The following is a 23476-nucleotide window of genomic DNA, read 5'->3' on the forward strand; positions in this document are numbered from 1 at the left end:
CCCAATTCAAGTTAAGCCGTAGCTAATTTTGCTTTCTTAGCATCAGACTTCGATGCTTCTGTTACTTTTTTTGCACGGTAGCGTTTATCTGATGCGGCAAAGAATCCACCCACCATCATAAAGATGCTTCCGAACCATAACCAGCGAACGAACGGTTTGTAGTTCAGGCGTACTGCAAACTCTGTTCTGCTAATAGGATCACCCATGGTGACATACAGATCACGGAACAAGCCCCAATCAATCCCCGCCTCTGTCATGTCCATAGTACGAACATTGTACTGGCGTCGATCAGGTCTTAATAGGGTGACTAGGTCGCCATCTTTTGTGACTTCAATCTGTCCCTGTTGAGCCGTGTAGTTAGGTCCTACAACGTTTTTCGTCTCGATGTAGTTAAAGGTATAACCAGCAAGCTCTTGTTGGATACCAGGTCCCATGCGAACGCTCTTTTCAATTGAGTAGTTCGATACCATGGTGCCACCGACAACTGATACTGCGATACCTAAGTGGGCGATGATCATACCTAGCTGACTACGATTGATACGCGCTAAGCTCAGTGAACCATCTTTCGCCTTCATCATGTCATAACCAGCACGCAAAGTTGCTAAAGTAACCCACACTGCGGTAGCGATACCTAACATAACCCAAACGTTGAACTTACCGTCCGCCATAAATGGCGCTGCAATACCGACAATCGCTGCAATAACCGCAGGAACAAGCAACTTAGCCTTTAAACTACCCGCCTTTGATTTTTTCCAGCGAATGTTAGGGCCTATACCCATAAAGACAAATAGAACCAGAACAATAGGTACGAACACAGCATTAAAGTATGGAGGTCCTACAGAGATCTTACCCATATTAAGAGCGTCGATAAGCAGCGGGTAAAGGGTTCCAAGAAGAACGGTACCACAAGCTACAGTCAGTAGAATGTTACACACTAACAGCATAGTTTCGCGAGATTTAAGCTCGAAACGAGCAGGGCTCTTCATCTCACTGGCCCGGAATGCAAACAGGGTCAATGAGCCACCAACCGCCAGCCCTAAGAGGAGGAGGATAAACATACCTCGACTTGGATCCGCGGCGAATGAGTGAACTGACGTTAACACACCAGAACGAACAATGAAGGTACCAAGCAAACTTAGTGAGAAGGCAAAGATTGACAGTAGTACAGTCCAGTTACGGAAAGCAGCACGCTTCTCGGTGACGATCACTGAGTGCAGTAGTGCAGTACCAATCAGCCAAGGCATAAATGAGGCGTTTTCGACTGGATCCCAGAACCACCAACCGCCCCAACCTAGCTCGTAATATGCCCACCAAGAACCTAGAGAAATACCGCCTGTTAGGAATACCCAAGCAGCAAGTGTCCATGGACGACTCCATCTAGCCCAGGCTGAGTCAAGGCGTCCGCCCATCAGTGCAGAGATAGCAAATGCAAAGCTAACAGCAAAACCAACATAGCCTAAATAAAGCATCGGTGGGTGGAAAATAAGACCCACATCTTGCAACATAGGGTTAAGATCTCGTCCCTCCATTGGCGTCGGGAATAAGCGCTCAAATGGACTTGAGGTCAAAATCATAAAGAGAGTGAAACCTATTATGATCAAGGCTAATACTGACAATACTCTGGCAGTAAAGACCTCCTCTAGCCCCTTACTGAAATAAGCTACCGCCGCAGTCCAAACAGACAGAGAGAATACCCAGAAAAGCAGAGAACCTTCATGTCCACCCCATACTGCAGCAATCTTAAAGAAGATAGGTAATTGAGAGTTTGAGTGATGGGCAACATACGCGACCGAGAAATCATCGATAGCAAAACTGTAGCCTAAAACGATAACAGATAAGAAAATAAAGAAGAACATGCCATAACTTAATGGCCAAGCATAACGCACTAAGTATTGGTCTTTACGTGCAACACCAATTAAAGGAACGCTAGCCAATAGAAAGGCAAATGCCAAACCTATTATCAGCGACAGGTGTCCTAATTCAGGGATCATGGGGTTTCCTCAGTCCTATTGATGAATTGAATTAACAAATGCTAATTCAACACATATGAGTTTGCAGCTTACACTACTCAAGGTACAAATTTTGAGTCATTTTAGTATTTGCTATTGTATCTGTCTGCCTCTTTCGAACAAATATGGGTTGCTAGTCTCATTCTTCGTTAACAAAAACCAAGCATATCGTTATAAAAAGCAGTCAATTTTAAGCTCTGACTCTTACTTGAAACTTAAGTTTCAACCAATTTTCAAAAATAGAAACGAACTGTGAACCAGTCCCCAACTATCACTTTTTACGCTAGATAAGTCCTTATATTACTGTTCAATGAATAATCTTTCCGTATAATCCTATCCCTACTCCTGCGGTATATCCGCTTTTTTCTAACTAATGTGAAAAAGAAATAATGACCACTCTTTGGATTTTTATTGCGCTTTTCTTATTAGTCAGCCTAGTGCTGATTTGGTTTCCTCACTTTCGACAGCAAAAGATGCTGCAGACGGAAGAAGCTGGGGTACGTAAACAAACAAACCTCGAACTATTTAACAATCGTCTTGCAACATTAGAGAAAGAACTTGAAGATGAACAGCTAGATCAAGTTGAGTTCGACGCCCTCAAAAAAGAGCTTGAGATAAGCTTACTCCAAGATATGAAGCAAGGTAGTAGTGATGAGTCTCTTGTCACTAAGATGAAACCAAAAGGCTTACTATGGCCTGTGGTTATGTCTGTTGCCGTATTAGGTATCTCTGGATACTTTTATACCAGCTTAGGCGCCTACGCTAACTTAGACAAAACAGAGCAAGCTAGCCCACATGCTGGCATGACTGCAGATCAAGTTATGCAACAACGTCTACAGATGATGGAAGCGCAAGCTAAAGCTGAGCCTGAGAACAGCCAGTTACTCTTTAGCCTTGGCCATAGTTACATATCTGCCAACCGTTATGATGACGCGATAAAGACTTTCGATAAAGCAATGGTATTAGTAGGCACACACGCTGAGCTACTCGGACCAAAAGCGACAGCCATGTACTACAAGGCAAACCAGCAGATGACACCTGCGGTACAAGCTATTGTTGATCAAGCTCTGTCTCTGGATCCTGAAGACCCATCAACACTTCTGTTAGTAGGTATGGATTCATTCTTTACTGCTAATTATCAGAAAGCGATAGATTCATGGCAGATCATTCTCGATAGCGACCGTAAAGATGTCGATCGTAGTGCCATCATTAATGCTATCGATAGCGCTAAGATGAGAATGCAGGCAGATACCGGCGAAATGCCAAATGACGCAGCCCATGCCAATGTTCAAAACACGGCTAAGACTGTTAATGTCGAAGTTTCAGTATCAGATGAACTAGCTCAGCAGGTTGGCAGTTCAGACATGCTATTCATCTTCGCTCGCAACACTGAAGGCCCTAAGGTGCCATTAGCTGCAGTTAAAGTCTCCGCAAAATCGCTACCAACAACAATCACATTGGATGACACGACCTCTATGGGCGGCGATGTGAAGTTAAGTGGAGCTAAGCAAGTTGAGATTATTGCGGTTCTGTCTAAACATGGAACGGTTAAACCACAATCAGGCGATCTTAAAGGTCACCTTGCAATGGTTAATGTCGGTGATACCGCTCAGCTAATTATCGACACTCAAGTCAAATAATTACTGACATGATTAAACTAAAGGTCTGCATTTGCAGGCCTTTTATACCAATCAGTATAAGAAGTTGATCTACTCAGAGTGCCTTTTGGCAAACTAATTCAAGGCGAATGGATGATGGAATGGCTGTTCCCTTGTGAGTTCATTCAACGCAGAAGTAGGCAGCCAAAAACACTCCTTACAGGCGAGTTTTAGCGGTGCTGATGCTGTGTTAACGAGCTAAACCGTAGAATAACTATGCTCTTCACTCGTTGTCTTGCCTCAGAACCGCTAAACTCTCGCTGAGCGATCAAATCTTTATACTGATTGGTATTATTGCCTATGCATTCTAAAGAATATAAGGCTGAATTTCAGGCATAAAAAAACCGGCTAATTGCCGGCTTTCTTACTCTTAATAAGAGCAATGACAAGATTACTTTGACATGTAGTCAATAGCATTCTTGTAATCTTCATCTGTACAATCAGTACACATGCCACCTGGTGGCATAGCGCCTTTACCAGTTTTGATTGTAGAGACTAGAGTATCCATACCTTGAGCAAGACGAGGGGCCCAAGCCTCAGCATCGTGTGCTTTTGGAGCGCCAGCTACACCCATGCTGTGACATACTTGACATGCCTTATCGTAGACAGCCTTACCTTCTTGTGCAGAAACGCTTGCAGACAAAGTCAGTGCTGCTACAGCAGTCATTGCTAACAGTTTTTTCATGTTCGATGTTCCTAATGCAAATTCGTACAAAGCTCAACGCTGCCCTTTTCCTCATCACTTCGAGTAAGGCAGACTATTATTCTAGCTATTCAAGAATACAACAAACTTGCATAAATCGCACCTTTTATGACTTTAATCAAAGTAAGAACGCTAAAAGCACAAAAGAGATGAGATATTCGGTACTATATTAGCAAAAGTTGAAAAAGTTCCACCTCTTTTGTTAAAAGGTTTCATTTTTTGGAAGCATATCAAATTGCTGACACTAAAAGTCAACCATTACTAAACCCATAAAAGGGATTGTGATAATATCATTTGTGTTAACTTTCGGCTTGATATAGAGGATTCAGTGGTAGAACAAAACAGCTCAAAAGCCCTGCTCTCGGCCAATCAATTGACCTGCATTCGTGAAGAACGAATTCTGTTTGATGAACTCAGTTTTGAGATCACAGCCGGTGAAATTGTCCAGATTGAAGGTCCAAATGGTTCAGGTAAGACTAGCCTACTTCGTATTTTAGCAGGTTTATCACGCCCCTATGCTGGTGACGTCCATTATCAAGGTGAGAATATCACTCGGGTAAGAGATGAATTTAACGACGACCTCCTCTACCTAGGCCATCTCGCTGGCGTAAAAAGCGAGCTCACTGCCGAAGAAAACCTTAACTTCAATTTAAGGATAAGCGGTTATGATGAGTTCGAAACTGGAGATATCTTAGCCAAGGTTAACTTAGCCGGATTTGAAGAAGCGCTAGCTGGTCACCTTTCAGCGGGACAGCACAGACGTACAGCACTAGCAAGGCTCTGGCATACTAACTGTAAAATATGGCTTCTGGATGAACCTTTTACTGCAATTGATAAAAAGGGTGTCGAAGAGTTAGAGCACTTATTTCTTGCCCACTCAAAGCGTGGTGGATGTGTCGTACTAACCACACATCAAGATATGGGCATTATCGGTGACGATATACTTCGTAAAATAAGTCTTGAATATCGATTTGTATAGGGTTGATAAATGAAAAAAGGCATCAGTTTCAGACAGGCATTTTTCACGCTTTTAAAGCGTGATCTTCAGATTGCTATTCGACACAAAGGGGACATATTTAACCCTTTACTGTTTTTTATCTTAGTAGTGACATTGTTCCCGCTAGGTATAGGCCCAGAGCCTCAAGTACTATCAAGAGTTGCACCAGGTGTTATCTGGGTCGCAGCCTTGCTCGCCTCCATGTTGTCACTGGAGCGACTGTTCAAAGCTGACTATGCCGATGGCAGCTTAGAGCAGATGTTATTAAGCCCTCAGCCACTCCCTTTAATGGTACTGGCAAAGGTATTGGCACACTGGCTTTTAACAGGTGTTCCACTCATTTTAGTGGCGCCATTATTAGCAGTGCTTTTGCATTTAGACGGTAACAGCTACGGAGCACTCATTGCGACCTTAGCACTTGGCACACCTGTATTGAGCCTACTTGGCGCCATAGGTGTAGCACTTACGGTAGGCTTACATAAAGGCGGTGTATTACTAAGCCTATTAATCTTACCTTTGTATATTCCAGTGCTCATATTTGCCACCACGGCAATTGATGCAGCTGGTCTTAATTTACCCTATAGCGGTCATCTCGCGATTATTGGTGCGATGCTGGTCGGTTCATTAATATTGGCACCCTTTGCAATAGGTGCTTCGTTAAGAGTGAGTACTAACTAAGATGTGGAAATGGCTACATAGTTACGCGGATCCAGAGCGCGCTTATAATCTCTCAGGAAAACTTTTGCCATGGTTCTCCATGCTCGCAATCTCCTTGATTGGTATTGGCTCTGTGTGGGGGCTCGCCTTCGCTCCTGTCGATTATCAACAAGGTGACAGTTACCGAATCATCTTTATCCATGTCCCAGCTGCCTCCATGTCAATGTCAGCCTATATGGCGATGGCAACCTCAGCATTTATCGGCTTGGTATGGCAGATAAAATCAGCCGATTGGGCAGCAGCTGCAATCGCACCAATAGGCGCCGTTGTCACCTTTATCGCCCTAATCACTGGCGCTACATGGGGCAAGCCTATGTGGGGAACTTGGTGGGTATGGGATGCACGTCTAACATCAGAACTTGTACTACTCTTCTTGTACTTAGGTGTGATTGCTCTCTATGCTTCGTTTGAAGATAAAGTACTTGCAGCGCGTGCAGCAGGTATTCTTGCAATAGTCGGTGTAATTAACATTCCTATTATCAAATACTCTGTGGAGTGGTGGAACTCGCTACATCAGCCAGCCACGATTAAGATAACAGAGAAGTCTTCAATGGCGGCAGAGATGCTATACCCATTACTAATTAATATTCTAGGCTTTGGTCTTATGATAGGGGCTATCACCTTGGTACGCTTCAGAGCAGAAATTCTCGCAAGAAATAGTATGCGCCCTTGGGTAAGGGAACTAGCTATGACCGAAGGAGTCAAATAATGCAGTTCGATTCATTAGCAGATTTTTTCAATATGGGTGGCTACGCCTTTTATGTTTGGCTAGCTTATGGTGTGACATTTTTTTCATTAGGTACTCTAGTCATTTCAAGTTTACGCCAGAAAAGAAAGGTGTTAACTGAAATAGCGAAGAAGATACAACGTGAAGATCGTTTAAAAGCAAACCGGAGTAATCAACAGTGAATGCCAGACGTAAAAAGAGACTCGCTCTCGCTACAGCTTTAATTGGTGGCGTTGCCGCTATCGCATCACTTCTACTGTATGCGTTAAATTCAAATCTAAACCTGTTTTATACGCCAACAGAGATAGTACAAGGCAAGAAAGATACAGGGGTTAAGCCTGAAGTCGGTCAACGCATCCGTGTTGGTGGCATGGTAACTGTCGGCTCTATGGTTCGTGATCCCAATAGCTTACATGTGGAGTTTGCTGTCCACGATGCTGCCGGTGGTGAAGTGATTGTCACTTATGATGATCTGCTACCGGATCTATTCCGTGAAGGGCAAGGTATTGTCGCTCAAGGCGTGCTAATTGAAGGCGGTAAACTAGAAGCAACCGAAGTTCTCGCTAAGCATGATGAAAATTACATGCCCCCTGAAGTCGCTGAAGCCATGGGTCAAAGCCATGAAAAGCTAGACTACAATGCAGAGCAAAAATCGGGTTATTAAGCCCTACTAACCTAAAAGGCCTCAGTCGAGGCCTTTTTTGTGCCTAGCTTGCAATACCATCCCGTCTAATTTGTACCTATAGAAAGGCTTTGGCAAAGCTAACTAGTCTATTACCTCCTCGTTATACTTTTACTTGTGCAGTACAACCTTCTTGCAGCTAGCATTCTTATTTGAGAGTTATACCAAGAATACCTATGGGGAAAACGACAATAGAGATATGGTATCTATACTAGGAAGTGAACATAGATACGGCTATTTCCACTTTAGAGACAAGAGAGCCTCTGAATATATAGCTGAAGAGCCTTAGAGGGCCAACAGCGCTATGAATTCAATCTAATAGCATATGTGTGGTAGTGATGCGGTTAAGTTGCTTTACAAGCTGTTTGAGCGAGCTGAAACTATCATTGTATTTTTGGACTCGATACTACCGAAAACACCTCCGAAAAACACACCGAAAGTTTCTAATGCAGTTCAACAACAGTGAAACACCTATCGTAAATATTGTGCAAAGCCCGCGCTCTGATAGGCATTACAATAGGAGCCTTAAATTAGACTTTGTGCTTTTAATAAATGCAGCACATGAATAAAGAGCTTCGATGCTCCGAGAGGTGATACACAGTTAGGAATGGAATGATTAATGTCATTCATTAAATCATGGGCAGTTGGAACGACTATTTCAGGCATAAAAAAAGCCGGGCTAATGCCCGGCTTTTTTACAATGAAAACCTTAATTACTCAGCAGAGTCATCAGCTTCAACAGCTTCAGCATCTTCTGGGCGACCAACTAGTTCAATATACGCCATAGGCGCTTTATCACCAGTACGTAGACCGCACTTAAGGATACGGGTATATCCACCAGGACGTTCCTGGTAGCGTGGACCCAATTCATTGAATAACTTACCTACGACTTCAGCGTCGCGAGTACGAGCAAATGCCAAACGGCGGTTTGCAACGCTATCACTCTTAGCAAGTGTTATTAGAGGTTCAACTACGCGACGCAGTTCTTTCGCTTTAGCAACAGTAGTCTTGATCACTTCGTGACGGACTAATGAGCTAGCCATGTTACGGAACATAGCTTGGCGATGACTGCTGTTACGGTTCAGTTGACGACCACTCTTACGATGGCGCATGACTAATCCTTATTACCTAATTCTGTACAGATCTGGACTTAAAGGTCGTCTGCTAAACTAGCTGGAGGCCAGTTTTCAAGACGCATACCTAACGACAGTCCGCGAGACGCTAAAACATCCTTAATTTCAGTAAGAGACTTCTTACCTAGGTTAGGAGTCTTAAGCAACTCAACTTCAGTACGTTGTACCAGATCACCGATATAATGAATCGCTTCAGCCTTCAAACAGTTAGCTGAACGTACAGTTAGCTCTAAATCGTCGACAGGACGTAGCAAAATCGGATCGAACTCCGGCTTCTCTTCTTTCAACTCTGGCTCAGTAACATCACGAAGCTCAACAAACGCATCTAGCTGTTCAGCTAAAATGGTTGCACTGCGACGGATAGCTTCCTCAGGATCGATAGTACCGTTTGTGGTCATATCAATAACGAGTTTATCTAAGTCAGTACGCTGTTCAACACGTGCAGCTTCTACATTGTAGGCTATACGTGCTACTGGCGAGAATGAAGAATCCACCAACAAGCGGCCGATAGGGCGTTCGTCGTCTTCAGTTTGTGCACGGGCTGATGCCGGTACATAACCACGACCACGCTCTACACGGATACGCATGCTGACATCATTATTACCTGTCAAATGACAGATAACATGGTCAGGATTCATGATGGTAACATCACCATCATGCGTGATATCTGCTGCAGTAACAGGGCCTGCGCCTGACTTACTTAACGTAAGCATAGCTTCGTCTTTTCCTTCGACCACTACTGCTAAACCTTTAAGGTTTAGTAGGATCTCAAGAACATCCTCTTGAACGCCTTCCTTGCTACTGTATTCATGCAGTACACCATCGATCTCTACTTCGGTTACCGCGCAGCCTGGCATTGACGACAATAGGATACGACGCAACGCGTTACCTAAAGTGTGACCGAAACCACGTTCTAGCGGCTCAAGTGTAACTTTGGCACGTGTTGGATTAACCTGCTCGATATCAACGAGACGCGGTCTAAGAAATTCTGTAACAGAACCCTGCATTGTGTCCTCTCTTTTGTATTAACTTTACTTAGAGTAAAGTTCGACGATGAGCTGTTCGTTAATTTCCGCAGATAAATCACTACGCTCTGGTAGACGCTTGAAAGCACCTTCCATCTTAGTGTTATCAACTTCAACCCATGTTGGCTTTTCGCGTTGAGAAGAAACTTCCAAAGCAGCAATAATACGTGCTTGCTTCTTAGACTTCTCACGAATGCTAATTACATCATTCGCAGACACTTTGAATGATGGAATGTTAACAACGCTGCCGTTTACCATAATAGACTTATGGCTTACTAGCTGACGTGCTTCTGCACGTGTAGCACCGAAGCCCATACGGTATACAACGTTATCAAGACGGGTTTCTAAAAGAGTAAGTAGGTTCTCACCAGTGTTACCTTTAGTACGTGCAGCGTCTTTGTAGTAGTTACGGAATTGCTTTTCTAGCACACCGTAAGTACGACGAACTTTTTGCTTCTCGCGTAGCTGAACACCATACTCAGACAGACGGGTCTTACGAGCGCCGTGTTGTCCAGGTGCAGTTTCAAGCTTACACTTCGAATCGATTGCTCTCACGCCGCTTTTTAGGAAAAGGTCTGTACCTTCTCTGCGGCTGAGCTTGAGCTTTGGACCCAAGTATCTTGCCATGTTCTTTCTCCAACTATCCTATTTAAAAACGACGAGTTATACGCGACGCTTCTTAGGAGGACGACAACCATTATGAGGGATAGGCGTCACATCGGTAATGTTAGTTATCTTATAACCAACCGAGTTTAGTGCACGAATCGCAGATTCGCGCCCTGGACCTGGACCCTTTACAAAAACTTCAAGGTTTTTAACACCGTAATCCTGAGCAGCAACACCTGCACGCTCAGCAGCAACCTGTGCAGCAAAAGGAGTAGATTTACGTGAACCACGGAAACCTGAACCACCAGAAGTTGCCCAAGATAGTGCATTACCTTGACGATCAGTAATGGTAATAATTGTGTTGTTGAAAGAAGCATGGATATGAGCCATGCCATCAGCAACCTGTTTACGTACACGCTTACGCGGAGAACGTGACGGACTTTTAGCCATATTGGATTACCCCGTTACTTTCTAATTGGTTTACGTGGACCTTTACGCGTACGCGCATTGGTCTTTGTACGTTGCCCACGAAGAGGCAGGCTACGACGGTGACGTATTCCACGGTAACAACCAAGGTCCATAAGACGTTTGATGTTCATGGAAACTTCACGACGCAAATCACCTTCTACAGTGTATTCGGCAACTGCTTCGCGTAGTGTATCAATTTGAGCTTCGCTCAATTCCTTGATCTTAGCGTCTTCAGCAACAGAAGTAGCCGCGCAGATTGCTCTAGCACGAGTACGGCCGATGCCGAAAATACCAGTCAATGCAATGACGGTATGCTTATGATCAGGAATGTTAATGCCAGCGATACGGGCCACTATGCACTCCTAAATAGTTAATGGTTATCTGTGAAAAGCCCGGTAGGATACTCGACAGATAACGGTTTTGCAAATAAAATTTTGTTCAGCCCGAACAGGGCTGAACAAATGTTGTTAGCCTTGACGCTGTTTGTGTTTAGGTTCAACACAAATCACGCGTACAACGCCACTACGTTTGATGATCTTGCAATTACGGCAGATCTTCTTCACGGAAGCTCGAACTTTCATTTCATCACTCCGAGAAAACTTTCTTAGCGACCAAAGCGATCTAAATTCGCTTTGTTAACTAGGTTAGCTTTCTTCATTACAGATTCATATTGATGAGACATCATATGGGTCTGAACTTGAGCCATGAAGTCCATGATTACGACTACCATAATAAGTAGTGAAGTACCGCCAAAATAGAACTGTACTTTCCACGTAATTAACATGAACTCCGGAATTAAACAGATAAAGGTAATGTACAATGCGCCAGCTAATGTCAAGCGAGTCATAACTTTATCAATGTAACGCGAAGTCTGTTCTCCAGGACGGATCCCGGGAATAAACGCACCACTCTTCTTCAAGTTATCTGCTGTCTCACGCGGGTTGAACACCAACGCAGTATAGAAGAAACAGAAGAAGATGATTGCTGACGCATACAATAATGAGTAGAGCGGCTGTCCTGGTGACACAGCAAGTGAAAAATCACTTAACCATGATAAGGACTCATTTTGACCAAACCACTGAGCCAGTGTGCCTGGGAACAAAATGATGCTCGACGCAAAAATTGGTGGTATTACGCCTGCCATGTTTATCTTCAGAGGTAGATGTGTACTCTGCGCTGCAAACACCTTACGGCCCTGCTGACGCTTAGCATAGTTAACGACGATACGACGCTGACCACGTTCCACAAATACAACGAAATAAGTTACGGCAAATACAATAACAGCAATCAACAACAATACGAGTACGTTCAAGTCACCTTGACGCGCCTGCTCAGCCGTTTGGCCGATAGCAGATGGTAGGCCAGCAACAATACCTGCGAAAATTAATATCGAGATACCGTTTCCTATGCCTCGTTCGGTGATCTGCTCACCTAGCCACATAAGGAACATAGTTCCTGTCACTAGACTCACAACAGCAACAAAGTAAAAACCAAATCCAAGATTTACTACTAAACCTGGAACTAAGTTTGGTAAACCTGTTGCGATACCGACTGCCTGGAATGTACCCAGGACCAATGTGCCATATCGTGTATATTGACTGATCTTCTTACGACCAGATTCGCCTTCCTTTTTCAGTTCGGCTAATGCTGGGTGTACCACAGTCAATAGTTGCATGATAATCGACGCCGAAATATACGGCATGATACCTAATGCAAAGATAGAAGCACGTTCAAGGGCACCACCAGAGAACATGTTAAACATGCCTAGGATGGTCCCCTTCTGCTGATTGAACAGCTCTGCTAATACAGCAGCGTCAATACCAGGAATTGGTACAAACGAACCGGCTCTAAAGACGATAATTGCACCAATCACGAACAGGAGGCGAGTCTTCAGTTCTGAAAATCCACCTTTCGCGCTTTTTAAATCAAGTCCTGGTTTTGCCATCGACGTATTATTCCTCGATCTTTCCGCCGGCAGCTTCAATAGCTGCACGTGCACCTTTGGTTACCTTAAGACCTTTTACGGTCACTGGGCGCTCAATGGTACCTGAAAGAACGATTTTAGCAAACTGTATGTTGCGAGTAACAAGATTCGCATCTTTCAGTGTACTCAAATCGACAACATCACCGTTAACTTTAGCTAGTTCACTAATACGAACTTCGGCTGAAACCATCGCTTTACGCGAGGTAAAACCAAACTTAGGCAAACGAATCTTAAGTGGCATTTGACCACCCTCGAAACCGATGCGAACACCGCCGCCTGAACGAGACTTCTGACCTTTGTGACCGCGGCCACAAGTTTTACCAGTGCCTGAACCGATACCGCGACCTACACGCTTAGCAGCTGACTTAGAGCCTGCTGCTGGAGATAGAGTATTTAAACGCATTATTAATCCTCCACCTTAACCATGTAGTAAACCTTGTTAATCATACCGCGAACAGAAGGAGTATCTTCAACTTCGACAGTGTGATTAATACGGCGTAGACCTAGACCTAATAGAGACGCACGGTGCTTTGGTAAGCGGCCGATAGAACTTTTAGTCTGAGTTACTTTAATTGTTTTAGTAGCCATGGTGCATTAACCTCGAATTTCATCAACATTCAGGCCACGCTTAGCTGCGATTTGTGATGGTGACTTCATGTGCACCAACGCATCGACAGTTGCGCGAACGATGTTGATCGGGTTAGTAGAACCGTATGCTTTCGACAGAACGTTATGAACGCCTGCTACTTCCAATACGGCACGCATTGCGCCACCGGCAATAATACCGGTACCGTCTGATGCTGGCTGCATGTATACACGCGAACCAGTGTGACGGCCCTTTACAGGGTGGTGCAGAGTACCATTGTTCAATTCAACAGAAACGATGTTACGGCGAGCCTTTTCCATCGCTTTCTGAATTGCTGCAGGTACTTCACGCGCTTTACCATAGCCAAAGCCAACTTTACCATTACCATCACCGACTACAGTTAGTGCAGTGAAGCTAAAGATACGTCCGCCTTTAACTACTTTAGAAACACGATTTACTGCAACTAATTTCTCTTGCAGATCGTCTTTTTGCTGTTGAGCTTCAAATTTAGCCATTTTTCATCATTCCTTAGAACTTGAGGCCAGCTTCACGAGCGGCGTCTGCTAGAGCAGCAACACGGCCGTGATACTTGAAACCGGAACGATCGAATGCAACTACAGTTACGCCTTTTTCGATAGCACGCTCAGCAACGGTTTTACCCACTACTTTAGCTGCATCAACGTTACCTGTGTACTTTAGCTGCTCTGTTACCGCTTTCTCAGCAGTAGAAGCTGACGCCAAAACCTGTGAATCAGGGCTAATTACCTGAGCATAGGTGTGACGTGGTGTACGATGTACAACCAGACGGTTAACGCCCAGCTCTTGGATCTTCTTACGACCGCGTAGTGCGCGACGCAAGCGAGATGTTTTCTTATCCATATCGCGTTACCTACTTCTTCTTAGCCTCTTTACGACGTACTTGTTCGTCAGCGTAGCGAACACCTTTACCTTTGTAAGGCTCTGGTGGACGGTAGCCGCGAATCTCAGCTGCTACTTGACCTACAAGCTGCTTATCAGTACCAGTAAGTACGATTTCAGTTTGAGAAGGACAAACAGCTGATACGCCGTCTGGGAGTTCGTGTACTAGTGGGTGAGAGAAACCTAGAGTTAAATCAACGCCGTTACCAGCGATTTTCGCACGGTAACCAACACCAATTAACTGAAGTTTCTTTTCAAAACCTTCTGTAACACCAACAACCATGTTATTGATTAAAGCTCGAGCTGTACCTGCTTGAGCGTTAGTTTTAACGCCTTCAACAGAACTACACTTGATTTCGTTATCTTCAACAACAACGATAACATCAGTGTTAATTACTCGAGTCAAACTACCTTTAGTACCTTTTACGGTGATAGTTTGTTCGTTTAAAGTCACTTCTACGCCTGCAGGGATAGCGACTGGTGCTTTTGCGACACGAGACATTGCTAGCTCCTTATGCTACGTAGCAGATAACTTCCCCGCCCATGCCATTTTGGCGGGCAGTACGATCAGTCATCAAACCTTTAGAAGTGGACACAATAGCGACACCCAGTCCGCCCATAACCTTTGGTAGTTCGTCTTTACCTTTGTAAATACGAAGACCAGGACGGCTAACGCGCTGGATAGTCTCAACGACTGGCTGACCTTGGAAATACTTTAAAGTGATTTCAAGAACAGGCTTGGCTTCATCTGCTACGGCGTAGTCAGTGATATAACCTTCTTCTTTAAGCGTTTTCGCGATAGCGATTTTTAGCTTAGCAGAAGGCATAGTTACTGAAACGTGTTTAGCAGCTTGGCCATTACGAATACGGGTTAACATATCCGCTATAGGATCTTGCATGCTCATATAAGCTTACTCCGTGACAAGTGGTTACCAGCTGGCCTTGCGTAGACCAGGAACTTCACCGCGCATAGTAGCTTCACGTAATTTAATACGGCTTAAGCCGAATTTACGTAAGTAACCATGTGGGCGACCAGTTTGACTACAACGATTGCGCTGACGCGCTGCGCTAGAGTCACGTGGTAGACCTTGCAACTTAAGAACTGCATCCCAACGGTCATCATCAGATGTAGTTGGATTGTTAATGATAGCCTTAAGAGCTAGACGCTTTTCAGCGAACTTAGCCACGAGCTTGGCACGTTTTACTTCACGTGCTTTCATTGAACTTTTTGCCATTACGCTACCCTTATTTCTTGAATGGGAAGTTAAAGGCTTCAAGCAGAGCTCGGCCTTCTTCGTCATTCTTCGCAGAAGTAGTGATTACAATATCCATACCGCGGATCTTATCGATTTTATCGTATTGGATCTCTGGAAAGATGATTTGCTCACGTACACCCATTGCGTAGTTACCACGGCCATCGAACGACTTAGTGCTCATGCCACGGAAATCACGAATACGCGGGATTGCGATATCAACTAAACGCTCTAAGAATTCCCACATACGCTCACCGCGCAGTGTAACCTTACAGCCTATCGGGTAGCCTTCACGGATTTTAAAACCAGCCACTGACTTACGAGCTACAGTCACTACTGGCTTTTGACCTGCGATAGCAGTCATGTCACGAAGCGCATGCTCCATAACTTTCTTATCTGCTACTGCTTCGCCAACACCCATGTTAAGGGTGATTTTCTCAATCCGAGGGACTTGCATGACACTGGTAAAACCAAACTTCTTTTGAAGTTCAGGGCTAACAGTCTCTTGATATTTATCATGCAGTTTCGCCATCGTTTACTCCAATTACTTAACGAGTTCACTGTTAGACTTAAAGAAACGAACTTTCTTACCGTCTTCTAGTCGGAAACCTACGCGATCAGCTTTGCCAGTGGCAGAGTTGAAAATCGCTACGTTTGATGCTTGTATCGGTGCTTCTTGCTCAACAATACCGCCAGCTACGCCCAATTGTGGGTTTGGCTTCTGGTGTTTCTTAACAAGATTAACGCCTTCAACAATTAATTTACCAGTAGGAAGAACCTGAGAAACTTTTGCACGTTTCCCTTTATCTTTACCTGCTAGTACTACTACTTCGTCTTCGCGACGGATTTTAGCTGCCATTTGAAGCTCCTTTACAGTACTTCAGGGGCCAGAGAAACAATTTTCATAAATTGTTCTGTACGCAATTCACGCGTCACTGGGCCAAAGATACGAGTACCAATCGGTGCATTGTTTGCGTTAAGCAAAACTGCTGCGTTCCGATCGAAGCGAATGACAGAACCGTCTGGACGACGAACGCCTTTCTTAGTACGAACTACAACCGCGCTATAAACATCACCTTTCTTCGCTTTACCGCGAGGAATAGCTTCTTTAACAGAAACCTTGATGATATCGCCGATACCGGCATAACGACGGTGAGATCCACCTAAGACCTTAATACACTGAACTCTACGAGCGCCACTGTTGCAGGCAACATCTAGAGTCGATTGCATTTGGATCATTGTAAATGCTCCGCTAACGTTACTTCACATCCCCACATTGGGGCTACTATTTGTCCAACTTTTGACGAATCTTTTGTCAAAATTGGCGCGCAAGTATAACACCCGATTTTAGGAATAGATAGTATTAAAATAAAAACGGCTCCATTGGAAGGAGCCGTTTCGGTAAAAGCTTAATAAAATTAAGCTTTAGTCACTACTTCAACCAGAGTCCAAGACTTAGTCTTAGACAGCGGACGGCATTCGCGAATAGTCACGACATCGCCAGCATTACACTGATTTTGTTCGTCATGTGCATGGATCTTAGTAGTACGCTTAAGGAACTTCCCGTATAAAGGATGCTTAACCTTACGCTCAATAGCTACAGTGATAGACTTGTCCATCTTGTTGCTAAGTACACGACCCTGCAAAGTACGGATAGTATCAGACATTATGCACCCGCCTTAGAAGTAATAATGGTCTTAACGCGCGCAATGTTGCGACGCACGATTTTAAGCTGATGAGTCTGAGTCAACTGACCAGTGGCGTGTTGCATACGCAGATTAAACTGCTCACGCAGCAGACCAAGCAGTTCAGCGTTCAATTCTTCAACGCTCTTTTCTGTTAGTTCGCTCGCTTTCATTACATCACCGTCTTAGTTACAAAGGTAGTCTTAAGAGGTAGTTTGGCAGCAGCAAGAGCGAAAGCTTCACGAGCTAACTCCTCTGATACACCATCCATCTCATAAAGAACCTTACCTGGTTGAATCTGGCAAACCCAGTATTCAACGTTACCCTTACCTTTACCCATACGCACTTCAAGAGGCTTAGAGGTAATTGGCTTGTCAGGGAAAACGCGGATCCAGATTTGACCTTGACGTTTAATGTGACGTGTCATCGCACGACGTGCAGCTTCGATCTGACGCGCAGTCAAACGACCACGACCAACAGCCTTCAGACCGAAATCACCGAAGCTAACTTCAGTGCCGTTCGCAAGACCACGGTTGCGGCCTTTGAACATTTTACGAAACTTCATTCGTTTTGGTTGCAGCATTGCCAGCTCTCCTATTTACCGCGAGGCTTACGCTTCGGCTGCTGTTTCGGCTCTTCGTGTGCAGGTAGCACGCCGTCTAGAACTTCACCTTTGAAGACCCAAACTTTGACGCCAATCACACCGTATTGAGTGTGACTTTCTGCAGTCGAATAGTCGATATCAGCACGCAGTGTATGCAAAGGTACACGACCTTCACGATACCACTCAGAACGCGCAATCTCAGCACCGCCTAGACGGCCGCTAACTTCAACTTTGATACCTTTAGCACCAAGACGCATTGCATTTTGTACTGCGCGCTTCATAGCACGACGGAACATAACACGACGCTCTAGCTGCGAAGCGATGCCTTCGGCAACAAGCTTTGCATCTAGCTCAGGCTTACGGATCTCAGCGATGTTGATTTGAGCTGGAATACCAGTCAGCTTAGCAACTGCGTTGCGTAGCTTTTCAACGTCTTCACCTTTCTTACCAATCACAACACCTGGACGGGCAGTGTGAATAGTAACGCGAACACTCTTTGCTGGACGCTCGATAACAATCTTAGAGACTGAAGCTTGCTTAAGGTTCTTTTCAAGAAACTTACGCACTTCCCAGTCACTAGTTAAGTTATTGGCATAGTCTGACTTGTCAGCGTACCAGGTCGAGATCCAAGGCTTAGTGATACCCAGACGGATACCATTAGGATGTACTTTCTGTCCCATTGCTAACTCCTAGCGATCTGATACAACCACAGTAATGTGGCTGGTACGCTTGATTATGCGATCAGCACGGCCTTTGGCACGTGGCATGATACGCTTCATAGTTGGACCTTCATCGATCATAATGGCTCCAACTCTTAGCTCGTCAATGTCAGCACCTTCGTTGTGCTCAGCATTAGCGATTGCAGAGTCCAGTACTTTTTTAACAAGTACTGCAGCTTTTTTAGGGCTGAAAGTTAGTATTTCGAGAGCCTTAGCAACAGGCAGTCCACGGATTTGATCTGCAACCAAACGACACTTTTGAGGCGACGTACGGGCAAAACGATGTTTAGCTAAAACTTCCATCTTATTCCTCCCGTATTAACGCTTCTTCGCTTTCTTATCTGCAGCATGGCCGCGATAAGTGCGAGTTGGTGAAAATTCACCAAGCTTGTGGCCGATCATTTCGTCAGTTACGAACACAGGTACGTGCTGACGACCATTATGGACAGCGATGGTCAACCCAATCATATTAGGGATGATCATAGAGCGACGAGACCAAGTCTTAATAGGCTTTTTGTCTCCCGCTTCCATCGCTTTCTCTACCTTCTTCAGCAAGTGCAGGTCAATGAATGGACCTTTCTTGAGAGAACGTGGCATGGCGAATCCTCTTACTTTTTATTGCGACGACGTACGATGTACTTGTCGGTGCGTTTGTTACTACGAGTCTTATAACCCTTAGTTGGAACACCCCATGGAGAAACAGGATGACGGCCACCAGAAGTACGGCCTTCACCACCACCATGTGGATGGTCGATTGGGTTCATTGCAACACCACGAACTGTTGGGCGTACGCCTCTCCAGCGTTTAGCACCTGCTTTACCTAACTGGCGTAGCATGTGTTCGGCATTACCAACTTCACCCATTGTCGCGCGGCAATCAACCGGTACTTTACGCATTTCGCCAGAGCGAAGACGTAGAGTAGCGTATTCGCCATCACGAGCAACAACTTGTACATAAGTACCTGCTGAACGAGCGATCTGAGCACCTTTACCAGGCTTCATTTCAACTGCGTGTACAACACTACCTACTGGGATGTTGCGTAATGGCAAAGCGTTACCCACTTTGATTTCAGCATCGATACCAGACTGGATCTTATCACCAGCTTGCATGCCTTTAGCAGCAAGGATATAACGACGCTCACCATCAGCATACAAAACAAGTGCGATGTTAGCTGTGCGGTTTGGATCATATTCCAAACGCTCAACCTTTGCAGGGATACCGTCTTTGATACGTTTAAAATCAATGATACGGTAATGCTGCTTGTGTCCACCACCTACGTGACGAACTGTGATACGGCCAGTATTATTACGGCCACCACTTTTTGACTTCTTAGCCAACAGGCCAGCAAAAGGTTTACCCTTATGCAGGTCAGTATTCACCACTTTAACTACGTGACGACGACCGGCAGAAGTTGGCTTACACTTAATAATTGCCATGATAATTCTCCTTTGCTTACTCAGCGCCGACGAAATCGATTTCAGCACCGGCAGCTAGAGTAACATAGGCCTTTTTCCAATCTACACGACGACCCATACGGGCACCGGTACGCTTGGTCTTACCTTTGTTAACTAGAGTGCGAACTGAATCAACTTCAACTTCGAACAATTGAGCTACTGCAGCCTTAATTTCAGCTTTAGTTGCGTCGATAGCTACACGGAAAACTACCGTGTTGTCATTTTCTGCACAAACAGTACTCTTTTCAGAGATATGTGGTGCAAGAATAACTTTTAGCAAACGTTCTTGGCTTATCATCCCAGCATCTCCTCGATTTGCTTAACAGCATCGGCAGTTACTAGTACTTTGTTGAACGCGATTAGACTTACTGGATCGATACCAGCTACGTCACGTACGTCAACTTTGTACAAGTTGCGAGCAGCCAAGAACAAGTTCTCGTCAATTTCTGGAGTAACAATCAACACGTCTTCCAGGTTCATTTCAGCCAGTTTAGCTTTAAGCTCTTTAGTTTTAGGAGCTTCAACACCAAACGACTCAACCACGATTAGACGGTCTTGACGTACCAACTCAGAGAAAATGCTTTTCAGCGCTCCGCGGTACATCTTCTTGTTTACTTTTTGGCTGTGATCTTGAGCTTTAGCAGCGAATGTTACGCCACCGCCACGCCAGATTGGGCCTTTAACAGTACCAGCACGTGCACGGCCAGTACCTTTTTGGCGCCATGGCTTTTTGCCAGAACCAACAACTTCTGCGCGAGTCTTTTGAGCACGAGTGCCCTGACGCGCGTTTGCAGCGTATGCTACAACTACCTGATGAACCAGTGCTTCATTAAAGTCACGGCCGAAGGTAGTTTCGGAAACTTCAAGAGCACTTTGTGCGTCTTTCAATACCAATTCCATTACTATCTCCTCAGACCTAAGCTTTAACGGCAGGCTTGATGATCAGGTTGCCATTTGTGGCTCCCGGAACAGCACCCTTAACCAATAGCAAGTTACGCTCTGCATCTACACGTACAACGTCTAGATTCTGAGTGGTAACACGCTCTGCACCCATGTGGCCTGACATTTTCTTACCTTTGAAAACGCGACCAGGTGTTTGGTTTTGACCGATAGAACCGTTGGATCTATGTGCCAGTGAGTTACCGTGTGTCATATCTTGTGCATGGAAGTTCCAACGCTTAATACCGCCTTGGAAACCTTTACCTTTAGATTGACCTGTAACATCAACTTTCGCTACGTCAGCGAAGATATCAACATTTAGCTCAGCACCAACTTCAATGCCTTCGCCTTCATCATCTGCCAAACGAACTTCCCACAAACCACGACCGGCTTCAACGCCCGCCTTAGCAAAGTGACCAGCTTCTGGCTTAGTGATGCGATTAGCTTTTTTAGTACCAGTAGTCACTTGAAGTGCACGGTAACCGTCAGTCTCTAAGGTTCTCACCTGAGTTACGCGGTTAGCTGCGATTTCAATTACTGTTACTGGGATAGAAGCACCATCTTCAGTGAAGATGCGTGTCATACCCACTTTACGACCGATAAGACCGATAGCCATCTCTCAAACCTCTTCTAAGCTCAATTAACCCAAGCTAATTTGAACGTCAACACCAGCTGCAAGATCTAGACGCATAAGTGCATCTACAGTCTTCTCAGTTGGCTCAACGATATCAACAAGACGCTTATGAGTACGAAGTTCGTACTGATCACGCGCATCTTTATTAACGTGTGGAGAAGTCAAAATGGTATAACGTTCTTTACGCGTTGGTAGTGGAATTGGACCACGAACCTGTGCGCCTGTACGCTTAGCAGTTTCAACGATTTCCGCAGTAGACTGATCGATCAAACGATGATCAAATCCTTTTAAGCGGATACGGATTCTTTGGTTCTGCATTGACCAGAGCTCCTAAAATGGACACATAAAAAATCACCCTCTAGCTTCTTCTATTTAGAAAAGCAGAGCGAGATGATTTAACCGTTCGACTCACAATCGGAGTCGCTGTATTTTTTAACGTCAAACCTTAAAGGTAGACAAAGTATTTCGCCTAATGGTTAAGGCGAGGGGCTATTATACTGATTTCTATTACCAGATCAACCCCGTTGTTTGAATTAACAACAAGTGTCATTAACTCACTATTTAGCTGGCGGCATTATACGAGTATTTACTGAATATACCAGCTTGTTTTTATTTATTTTTACGCATTCGTCTTCTCTACACATAAATAGTTCAGACATATAATTTAGGCATAAAAAAAGGAAGCCGAAGCTTCCTTTTTGGATGTTTAGTAAAGAGTATCGCGATTAAGCGATGATCTTAGCTACAACACCAGCACCAACTGTACGACCACCTTCACGGATTGCGAAGCGTAAACCTTCGTCCATCGCGATTGGGCAGATTAGCGTTACAGTCATCTGTACGTTATCACCAGGCATTACCATCTCTACGCCTTCTGGCAATTCGATAGTACCGGTTACGTCAGTTGTACGGAAGTAGAACTGTGGACGGTAGCCTTTGAAGAATGGAGTGTGACGTCCACCTTCTTCTTTAGACAGAACGTAGATCTCTGACTGGAAAGTTGTGTGTGGAGTGATTGAACCTGGCTGTGCAAGTACTTGACCACGCTCAACGTCTTCACGCTTAGTACCACGTAGAAGAACACCACAGTTCTCACCAGCACGACCTTCGTCAAGAAGCTTACGGAACATCTCAACACCAGTACAAGTAGTCTTAGTAGTATCTTTGATACCAACGATTTCTACTTCTTCACCAACTTTGATGATACCGCGCTCAACACGACCAGTTACAACTGTACCACGGCCTGAGATTGAGAAAACATCTTCGATTGGAAGAATGAATGCACCATCAATTGCACGCTCTGGCTCTGGAATGTAAGTATCTAGTGCTTCTGCAAGCTCAAGAATCTTAGCTTCCCATGCTGCGTCGCCCTCAAGAGCTTTAAGTGCAGAACCTTGGATAACTGGTAGGTCATCACCTGGGAATTCATACTCAGAAAGAAGTTCACGAACTTCCATCTCTACTAGCTCTAGAAGCTCTTCGTCATCAACCATGTCACACTTGTTCATGAATACGATGATGAAAGGTACGCCAACCTGACGAGAAAGCAGGATGTGCTCACGAGTCTGTGGCATTGGACCATCTGTAGAAGCAACTACTAGGATCGCGCCGTCCATTTGAGCAGCACCAGTGATCATGTTTTTAACATAATCGGCGTGACCAGGACAATCTACGTGTGCGTAGTGACGTGATGGAGTGTCATATTCGATGTGAGAAGTATTAATTGTAATACCGCGCTCACGCTCTTCTGGAGCGTTATCGATCTGTGCGAAGTCACGAGCTTCACCACCGTAAGTCTTAGTCAATACAGCTGAGATAGCTGCTGTAAGAGTAGTTTTACCATGGTCGACGTGACCAATTGTACCTACGTTTACGTGCGGTTTACTACGTTCAAATTTTTCTTTAGCCACGATATATTCCTTTCTTTTCAGAAATGCTCGGCTTATAACCGAGCAATAGCAATTAATTTATTTAC

37 protein-coding genes are annotated in these 23476 nt (G+C 44.7%); 6 read left to right on the forward strand and 31 right to left on the reverse strand.

What is annotated here, in order from left to right; genetic code table 11:
- Positions 1-11: 11 nt before the first annotated feature.
- On the reverse strand, positions 12-1991 hold the full coding sequence (locus SWOO_RS23890; protein WP_012327230.1) for a heme lyase CcmF/NrfE family subunit: 1980 nt from the start codon (positions 1989-1991) through the stop codon (positions 12-14).
- Positions 1992-2398: 407 nt separating this feature from the next.
- Here SWOO_RS23890 and ccmI point away from each other — a divergent pair, with 407 nt between their 5' ends.
- Positions 2399-3649, forward strand: coding sequence for a c-type cytochrome biogenesis protein CcmI (gene ccmI, locus SWOO_RS23895; protein ID WP_012327231.1), 1251 nt, complete (start codon positions 2399-2401; stop codon positions 3647-3649).
- A gap of 409 nt (positions 3650-4058) precedes the next feature.
- On the opposite strand, the gene SWOO_RS23900 is transcribed toward ccmI, so the two are convergent.
- The gene (locus SWOO_RS23900; protein WP_012327232.1) at positions 4059-4352 is read right to left on the reverse strand and encodes a c-type cytochrome; all 294 of its coding nucleotides are present in this window, start codon (positions 4350-4352) and stop codon (positions 4059-4061) included.
- 346 nt (positions 4353-4698) lie between these two features.
- Here SWOO_RS23900 and ccmA point away from each other — a divergent pair, with 346 nt between their 5' ends.
- Genes ccmA through ccmE form a run of 5 tightly spaced genes read left to right on the forward strand, consistent with a single transcriptional unit; the run spans position 4699 to position 7475 of the window.
- Positions 4699-5349 (forward strand): cytochrome c biogenesis heme-transporting ATPase CcmA, encoded by a 651-nt coding sequence (gene ccmA, locus SWOO_RS23905; protein WP_012327233.1) that lies wholly within the window; start codon positions 4699-4701, stop codon positions 5347-5349.
- 9 nt (positions 5350-5358) lie between these two features.
- Complete coding sequence (gene ccmB, locus SWOO_RS23910) at positions 5359-6045, forward strand: heme exporter protein CcmB (RefSeq protein ID WP_012327234.1); 687 nt, start codon at positions 5359-5361, stop codon at positions 6043-6045.
- Between the two features lies 1 nt (position 6046).
- Positions 6047-6793: a heme ABC transporter permease gene (locus tag SWOO_RS23915; RefSeq protein ID WP_012327235.1), complete on the forward strand. Its 747-nt coding sequence runs from the start codon at positions 6047-6049 to the stop codon at positions 6791-6793.
- A complete protein-coding gene (gene ccmD / locus SWOO_RS23920; RefSeq protein ID WP_012327236.1) occupies positions 6793-6993 on the forward strand; it encodes a heme exporter protein CcmD in 201 nt (66 codons plus the stop codon). The genes SWOO_RS23915 and ccmD overlap by 1 nt, the downstream gene beginning before the upstream one ends.
- Positions 6990-7475: a cytochrome c maturation protein CcmE gene (gene ccmE / locus SWOO_RS23925; RefSeq protein ID WP_012327237.1), complete on the forward strand. Its 486-nt coding sequence runs from the start codon at positions 6990-6992 to the stop codon at positions 7473-7475. The genes ccmD and ccmE overlap by 4 nt, the downstream gene beginning before the upstream one ends.
- A gap of 731 nt (positions 7476-8206) precedes the next feature.
- Here ccmE and rplQ read toward each other — a convergent pair.
- The 29 genes from rplQ to tuf form a co-directional block, all read right to left on the reverse strand.
- The gene (gene rplQ / locus SWOO_RS23930) at positions 8207-8605 is read right to left on the reverse strand and encodes a 50S ribosomal protein L17 (protein ID WP_012327238.1); all 399 of its coding nucleotides are present in this window, start codon (positions 8603-8605) and stop codon (positions 8207-8209) included.
- A 38-nt stretch (positions 8606-8643) separates the two neighbouring features.
- Positions 8644-9633 (reverse strand): DNA-directed RNA polymerase subunit alpha, encoded by a 990-nt coding sequence (locus tag SWOO_RS23935; protein WP_012327239.1) that lies wholly within the window; start codon positions 9631-9633, stop codon positions 8644-8646.
- Between the two features lie 24 nt (positions 9634-9657).
- Complete coding sequence (gene rpsD, locus SWOO_RS23940) at positions 9658-10278, reverse strand: 30S ribosomal protein S4 (RefSeq protein ID WP_012327240.1); 621 nt, start codon at positions 10276-10278, stop codon at positions 9658-9660.
- A gap of 36 nt (positions 10279-10314) precedes the next feature.
- Positions 10315-10707, reverse strand: coding sequence for a 30S ribosomal protein S11 (rpsK, locus tag SWOO_RS23945; protein WP_012327241.1), 393 nt, complete (start codon positions 10705-10707; stop codon positions 10315-10317).
- A 14-nt stretch (positions 10708-10721) separates the two neighbouring features.
- Complete coding sequence (gene rpsM, locus SWOO_RS23950) at positions 10722-11078, reverse strand: 30S ribosomal protein S13 (protein WP_012327242.1); 357 nt, start codon at positions 11076-11078, stop codon at positions 10722-10724.
- Positions 11079-11192: 114 nt separating this feature from the next.
- Positions 11193-11306 (reverse strand): 50S ribosomal protein L36, encoded by a 114-nt coding sequence (gene rpmJ / locus SWOO_RS26175; RefSeq protein ID WP_011758355.1) that lies wholly within the window; start codon positions 11304-11306, stop codon positions 11193-11195.
- 23 nt (positions 11307-11329) lie between these two features.
- On the reverse strand, positions 11330-12670 hold the full coding sequence (gene secY, locus SWOO_RS23955) for a preprotein translocase subunit SecY (RefSeq protein WP_012327243.1): 1341 nt from the start codon (positions 12668-12670) through the stop codon (positions 11330-11332).
- Between the two features lie 7 nt (positions 12671-12677).
- Entirely contained in the window at positions 12678-13112 is a 435-nt protein-coding gene (gene rplO / locus SWOO_RS23960) for a 50S ribosomal protein L15 (protein WP_012327244.1), read from the reverse strand.
- A 2-nt stretch (positions 13113-13114) separates the two neighbouring features.
- On the reverse strand, positions 13115-13297 hold the full coding sequence (gene rpmD / locus SWOO_RS23965) for a 50S ribosomal protein L30 (protein ID WP_012327245.1): 183 nt from the start codon (positions 13295-13297) through the stop codon (positions 13115-13117).
- Positions 13298-13303: 6 nt separating this feature from the next.
- A complete protein-coding gene (rpsE, locus tag SWOO_RS23970) occupies positions 13304-13810 on the reverse strand; it encodes a 30S ribosomal protein S5 (protein WP_012327246.1) in 507 nt (168 codons plus the stop codon).
- A 13-nt stretch (positions 13811-13823) separates the two neighbouring features.
- Positions 13824-14174, reverse strand: coding sequence for a 50S ribosomal protein L18 (gene rplR, locus SWOO_RS23975; protein ID WP_012327247.1), 351 nt, complete (start codon positions 14172-14174; stop codon positions 13824-13826).
- Positions 14175-14184: 10 nt separating this feature from the next.
- Positions 14185-14715: a 50S ribosomal protein L6 gene (gene rplF, locus SWOO_RS23980; RefSeq protein ID WP_012327248.1), complete on the reverse strand. Its 531-nt coding sequence runs from the start codon at positions 14713-14715 to the stop codon at positions 14185-14187.
- A 10-nt stretch (positions 14716-14725) separates the two neighbouring features.
- Positions 14726-15118: a 30S ribosomal protein S8 gene (gene rpsH / locus SWOO_RS23985; protein WP_012327249.1), complete on the reverse strand. Its 393-nt coding sequence runs from the start codon at positions 15116-15118 to the stop codon at positions 14726-14728.
- A gap of 24 nt (positions 15119-15142) precedes the next feature.
- Positions 15143-15448, reverse strand: a complete 306-nt coding sequence (gene rpsN, locus SWOO_RS23990) for a 30S ribosomal protein S14 (RefSeq protein WP_012327250.1) — start codon at positions 15446-15448, stop codon at positions 15143-15145.
- Positions 15449-15458: 10 nt separating this feature from the next.
- A complete protein-coding gene (gene rplE, locus SWOO_RS23995) occupies positions 15459-15998 on the reverse strand; it encodes a 50S ribosomal protein L5 (protein ID WP_012327251.1) in 540 nt (179 codons plus the stop codon).
- A 12-nt stretch (positions 15999-16010) separates the two neighbouring features.
- Positions 16011-16325, reverse strand: a complete 315-nt coding sequence (gene rplX / locus SWOO_RS24000) for a 50S ribosomal protein L24 (RefSeq protein ID WP_012327252.1) — start codon at positions 16323-16325, stop codon at positions 16011-16013.
- Between the two features lie 11 nt (positions 16326-16336).
- Positions 16337-16705, reverse strand: a complete 369-nt coding sequence (gene rplN, locus SWOO_RS24005; protein WP_012327253.1) for a 50S ribosomal protein L14 — start codon at positions 16703-16705, stop codon at positions 16337-16339.
- Between the two features lie 179 nt (positions 16706-16884).
- Positions 16885-17133 carry a 30S ribosomal protein S17 gene (rpsQ, locus tag SWOO_RS24010; RefSeq protein ID WP_012327254.1) on the reverse strand — a complete coding sequence of 83 codons (249 nt, stop codon included), beginning with the start codon at positions 17131-17133 and terminating at the stop codon, positions 16885-16887.
- Complete coding sequence (gene rpmC, locus SWOO_RS24015; protein ID WP_012144642.1) at positions 17133-17324, reverse strand: 50S ribosomal protein L29; 192 nt, start codon at positions 17322-17324, stop codon at positions 17133-17135. The genes rpsQ and rpmC overlap by 1 nt, the downstream gene beginning before the upstream one ends.
- Entirely contained in the window at positions 17324-17734 is a 411-nt protein-coding gene (gene rplP / locus SWOO_RS24020; protein WP_012327255.1) for a 50S ribosomal protein L16, read from the reverse strand. The genes rpmC and rplP overlap by 1 nt, the downstream gene beginning before the upstream one ends.
- Positions 17735-17745: 11 nt before the next feature.
- Positions 17746-18435 (reverse strand): 30S ribosomal protein S3, encoded by a 690-nt coding sequence (rpsC, locus tag SWOO_RS24025; RefSeq protein ID WP_012327256.1) that lies wholly within the window; start codon positions 18433-18435, stop codon positions 17746-17748.
- Positions 18436-18444: 9 nt separating this feature from the next.
- Positions 18445-18777 carry a 50S ribosomal protein L22 gene (gene rplV / locus SWOO_RS24030; protein WP_012144645.1) on the reverse strand — a complete coding sequence of 111 codons (333 nt, stop codon included), beginning with the start codon at positions 18775-18777 and terminating at the stop codon, positions 18445-18447.
- 15 nt (positions 18778-18792) lie between these two features.
- Positions 18793-19071 (reverse strand): 30S ribosomal protein S19, encoded by a 279-nt coding sequence (gene rpsS, locus SWOO_RS24035; RefSeq protein ID WP_006083596.1) that lies wholly within the window; start codon positions 19069-19071, stop codon positions 18793-18795.
- A gap of 11 nt (positions 19072-19082) precedes the next feature.
- A complete protein-coding gene (rplB, locus tag SWOO_RS24040; protein ID WP_012327257.1) occupies positions 19083-19910 on the reverse strand; it encodes a 50S ribosomal protein L2 in 828 nt (275 codons plus the stop codon).
- Between the two features lie 16 nt (positions 19911-19926).
- Positions 19927-20226, reverse strand: coding sequence for a 50S ribosomal protein L23 (gene rplW, locus SWOO_RS24045; protein ID WP_012327258.1), 300 nt, complete (start codon positions 20224-20226; stop codon positions 19927-19929).
- The gene (gene rplD / locus SWOO_RS24050; protein WP_012327259.1) at positions 20223-20828 is read right to left on the reverse strand and encodes a 50S ribosomal protein L4; all 606 of its coding nucleotides are present in this window, start codon (positions 20826-20828) and stop codon (positions 20223-20225) included. Before rplD ends, rplW begins: the two co-directional genes overlap by 4 nt.
- Positions 20829-20844: 16 nt before the next feature.
- Positions 20845-21483, reverse strand: coding sequence for a 50S ribosomal protein L3 (gene rplC / locus SWOO_RS24055; protein ID WP_012327260.1), 639 nt, complete (start codon positions 21481-21483; stop codon positions 20845-20847).
- A gap of 24 nt (positions 21484-21507) precedes the next feature.
- On the reverse strand, positions 21508-21819 hold the full coding sequence (gene rpsJ, locus SWOO_RS24060; RefSeq protein WP_005503530.1) for a 30S ribosomal protein S10: 312 nt from the start codon (positions 21817-21819) through the stop codon (positions 21508-21510).
- Positions 21820-22226: 407 nt separating this feature from the next.
- Positions 22227-23411 (reverse strand): elongation factor Tu, encoded by a 1185-nt coding sequence (gene tuf / locus SWOO_RS24065; RefSeq protein ID WP_012327261.1) that lies wholly within the window; start codon positions 23409-23411, stop codon positions 22227-22229.
- Positions 23412-23476 lie beyond the last annotated feature (65 nt).

The organism is Shewanella woodyi ATCC 51908, assembly GCF_000019525.1.
Lineage (GTDB): Bacteria > Pseudomonadota > Gammaproteobacteria > Enterobacterales > Shewanellaceae > Shewanella > Shewanella woodyi.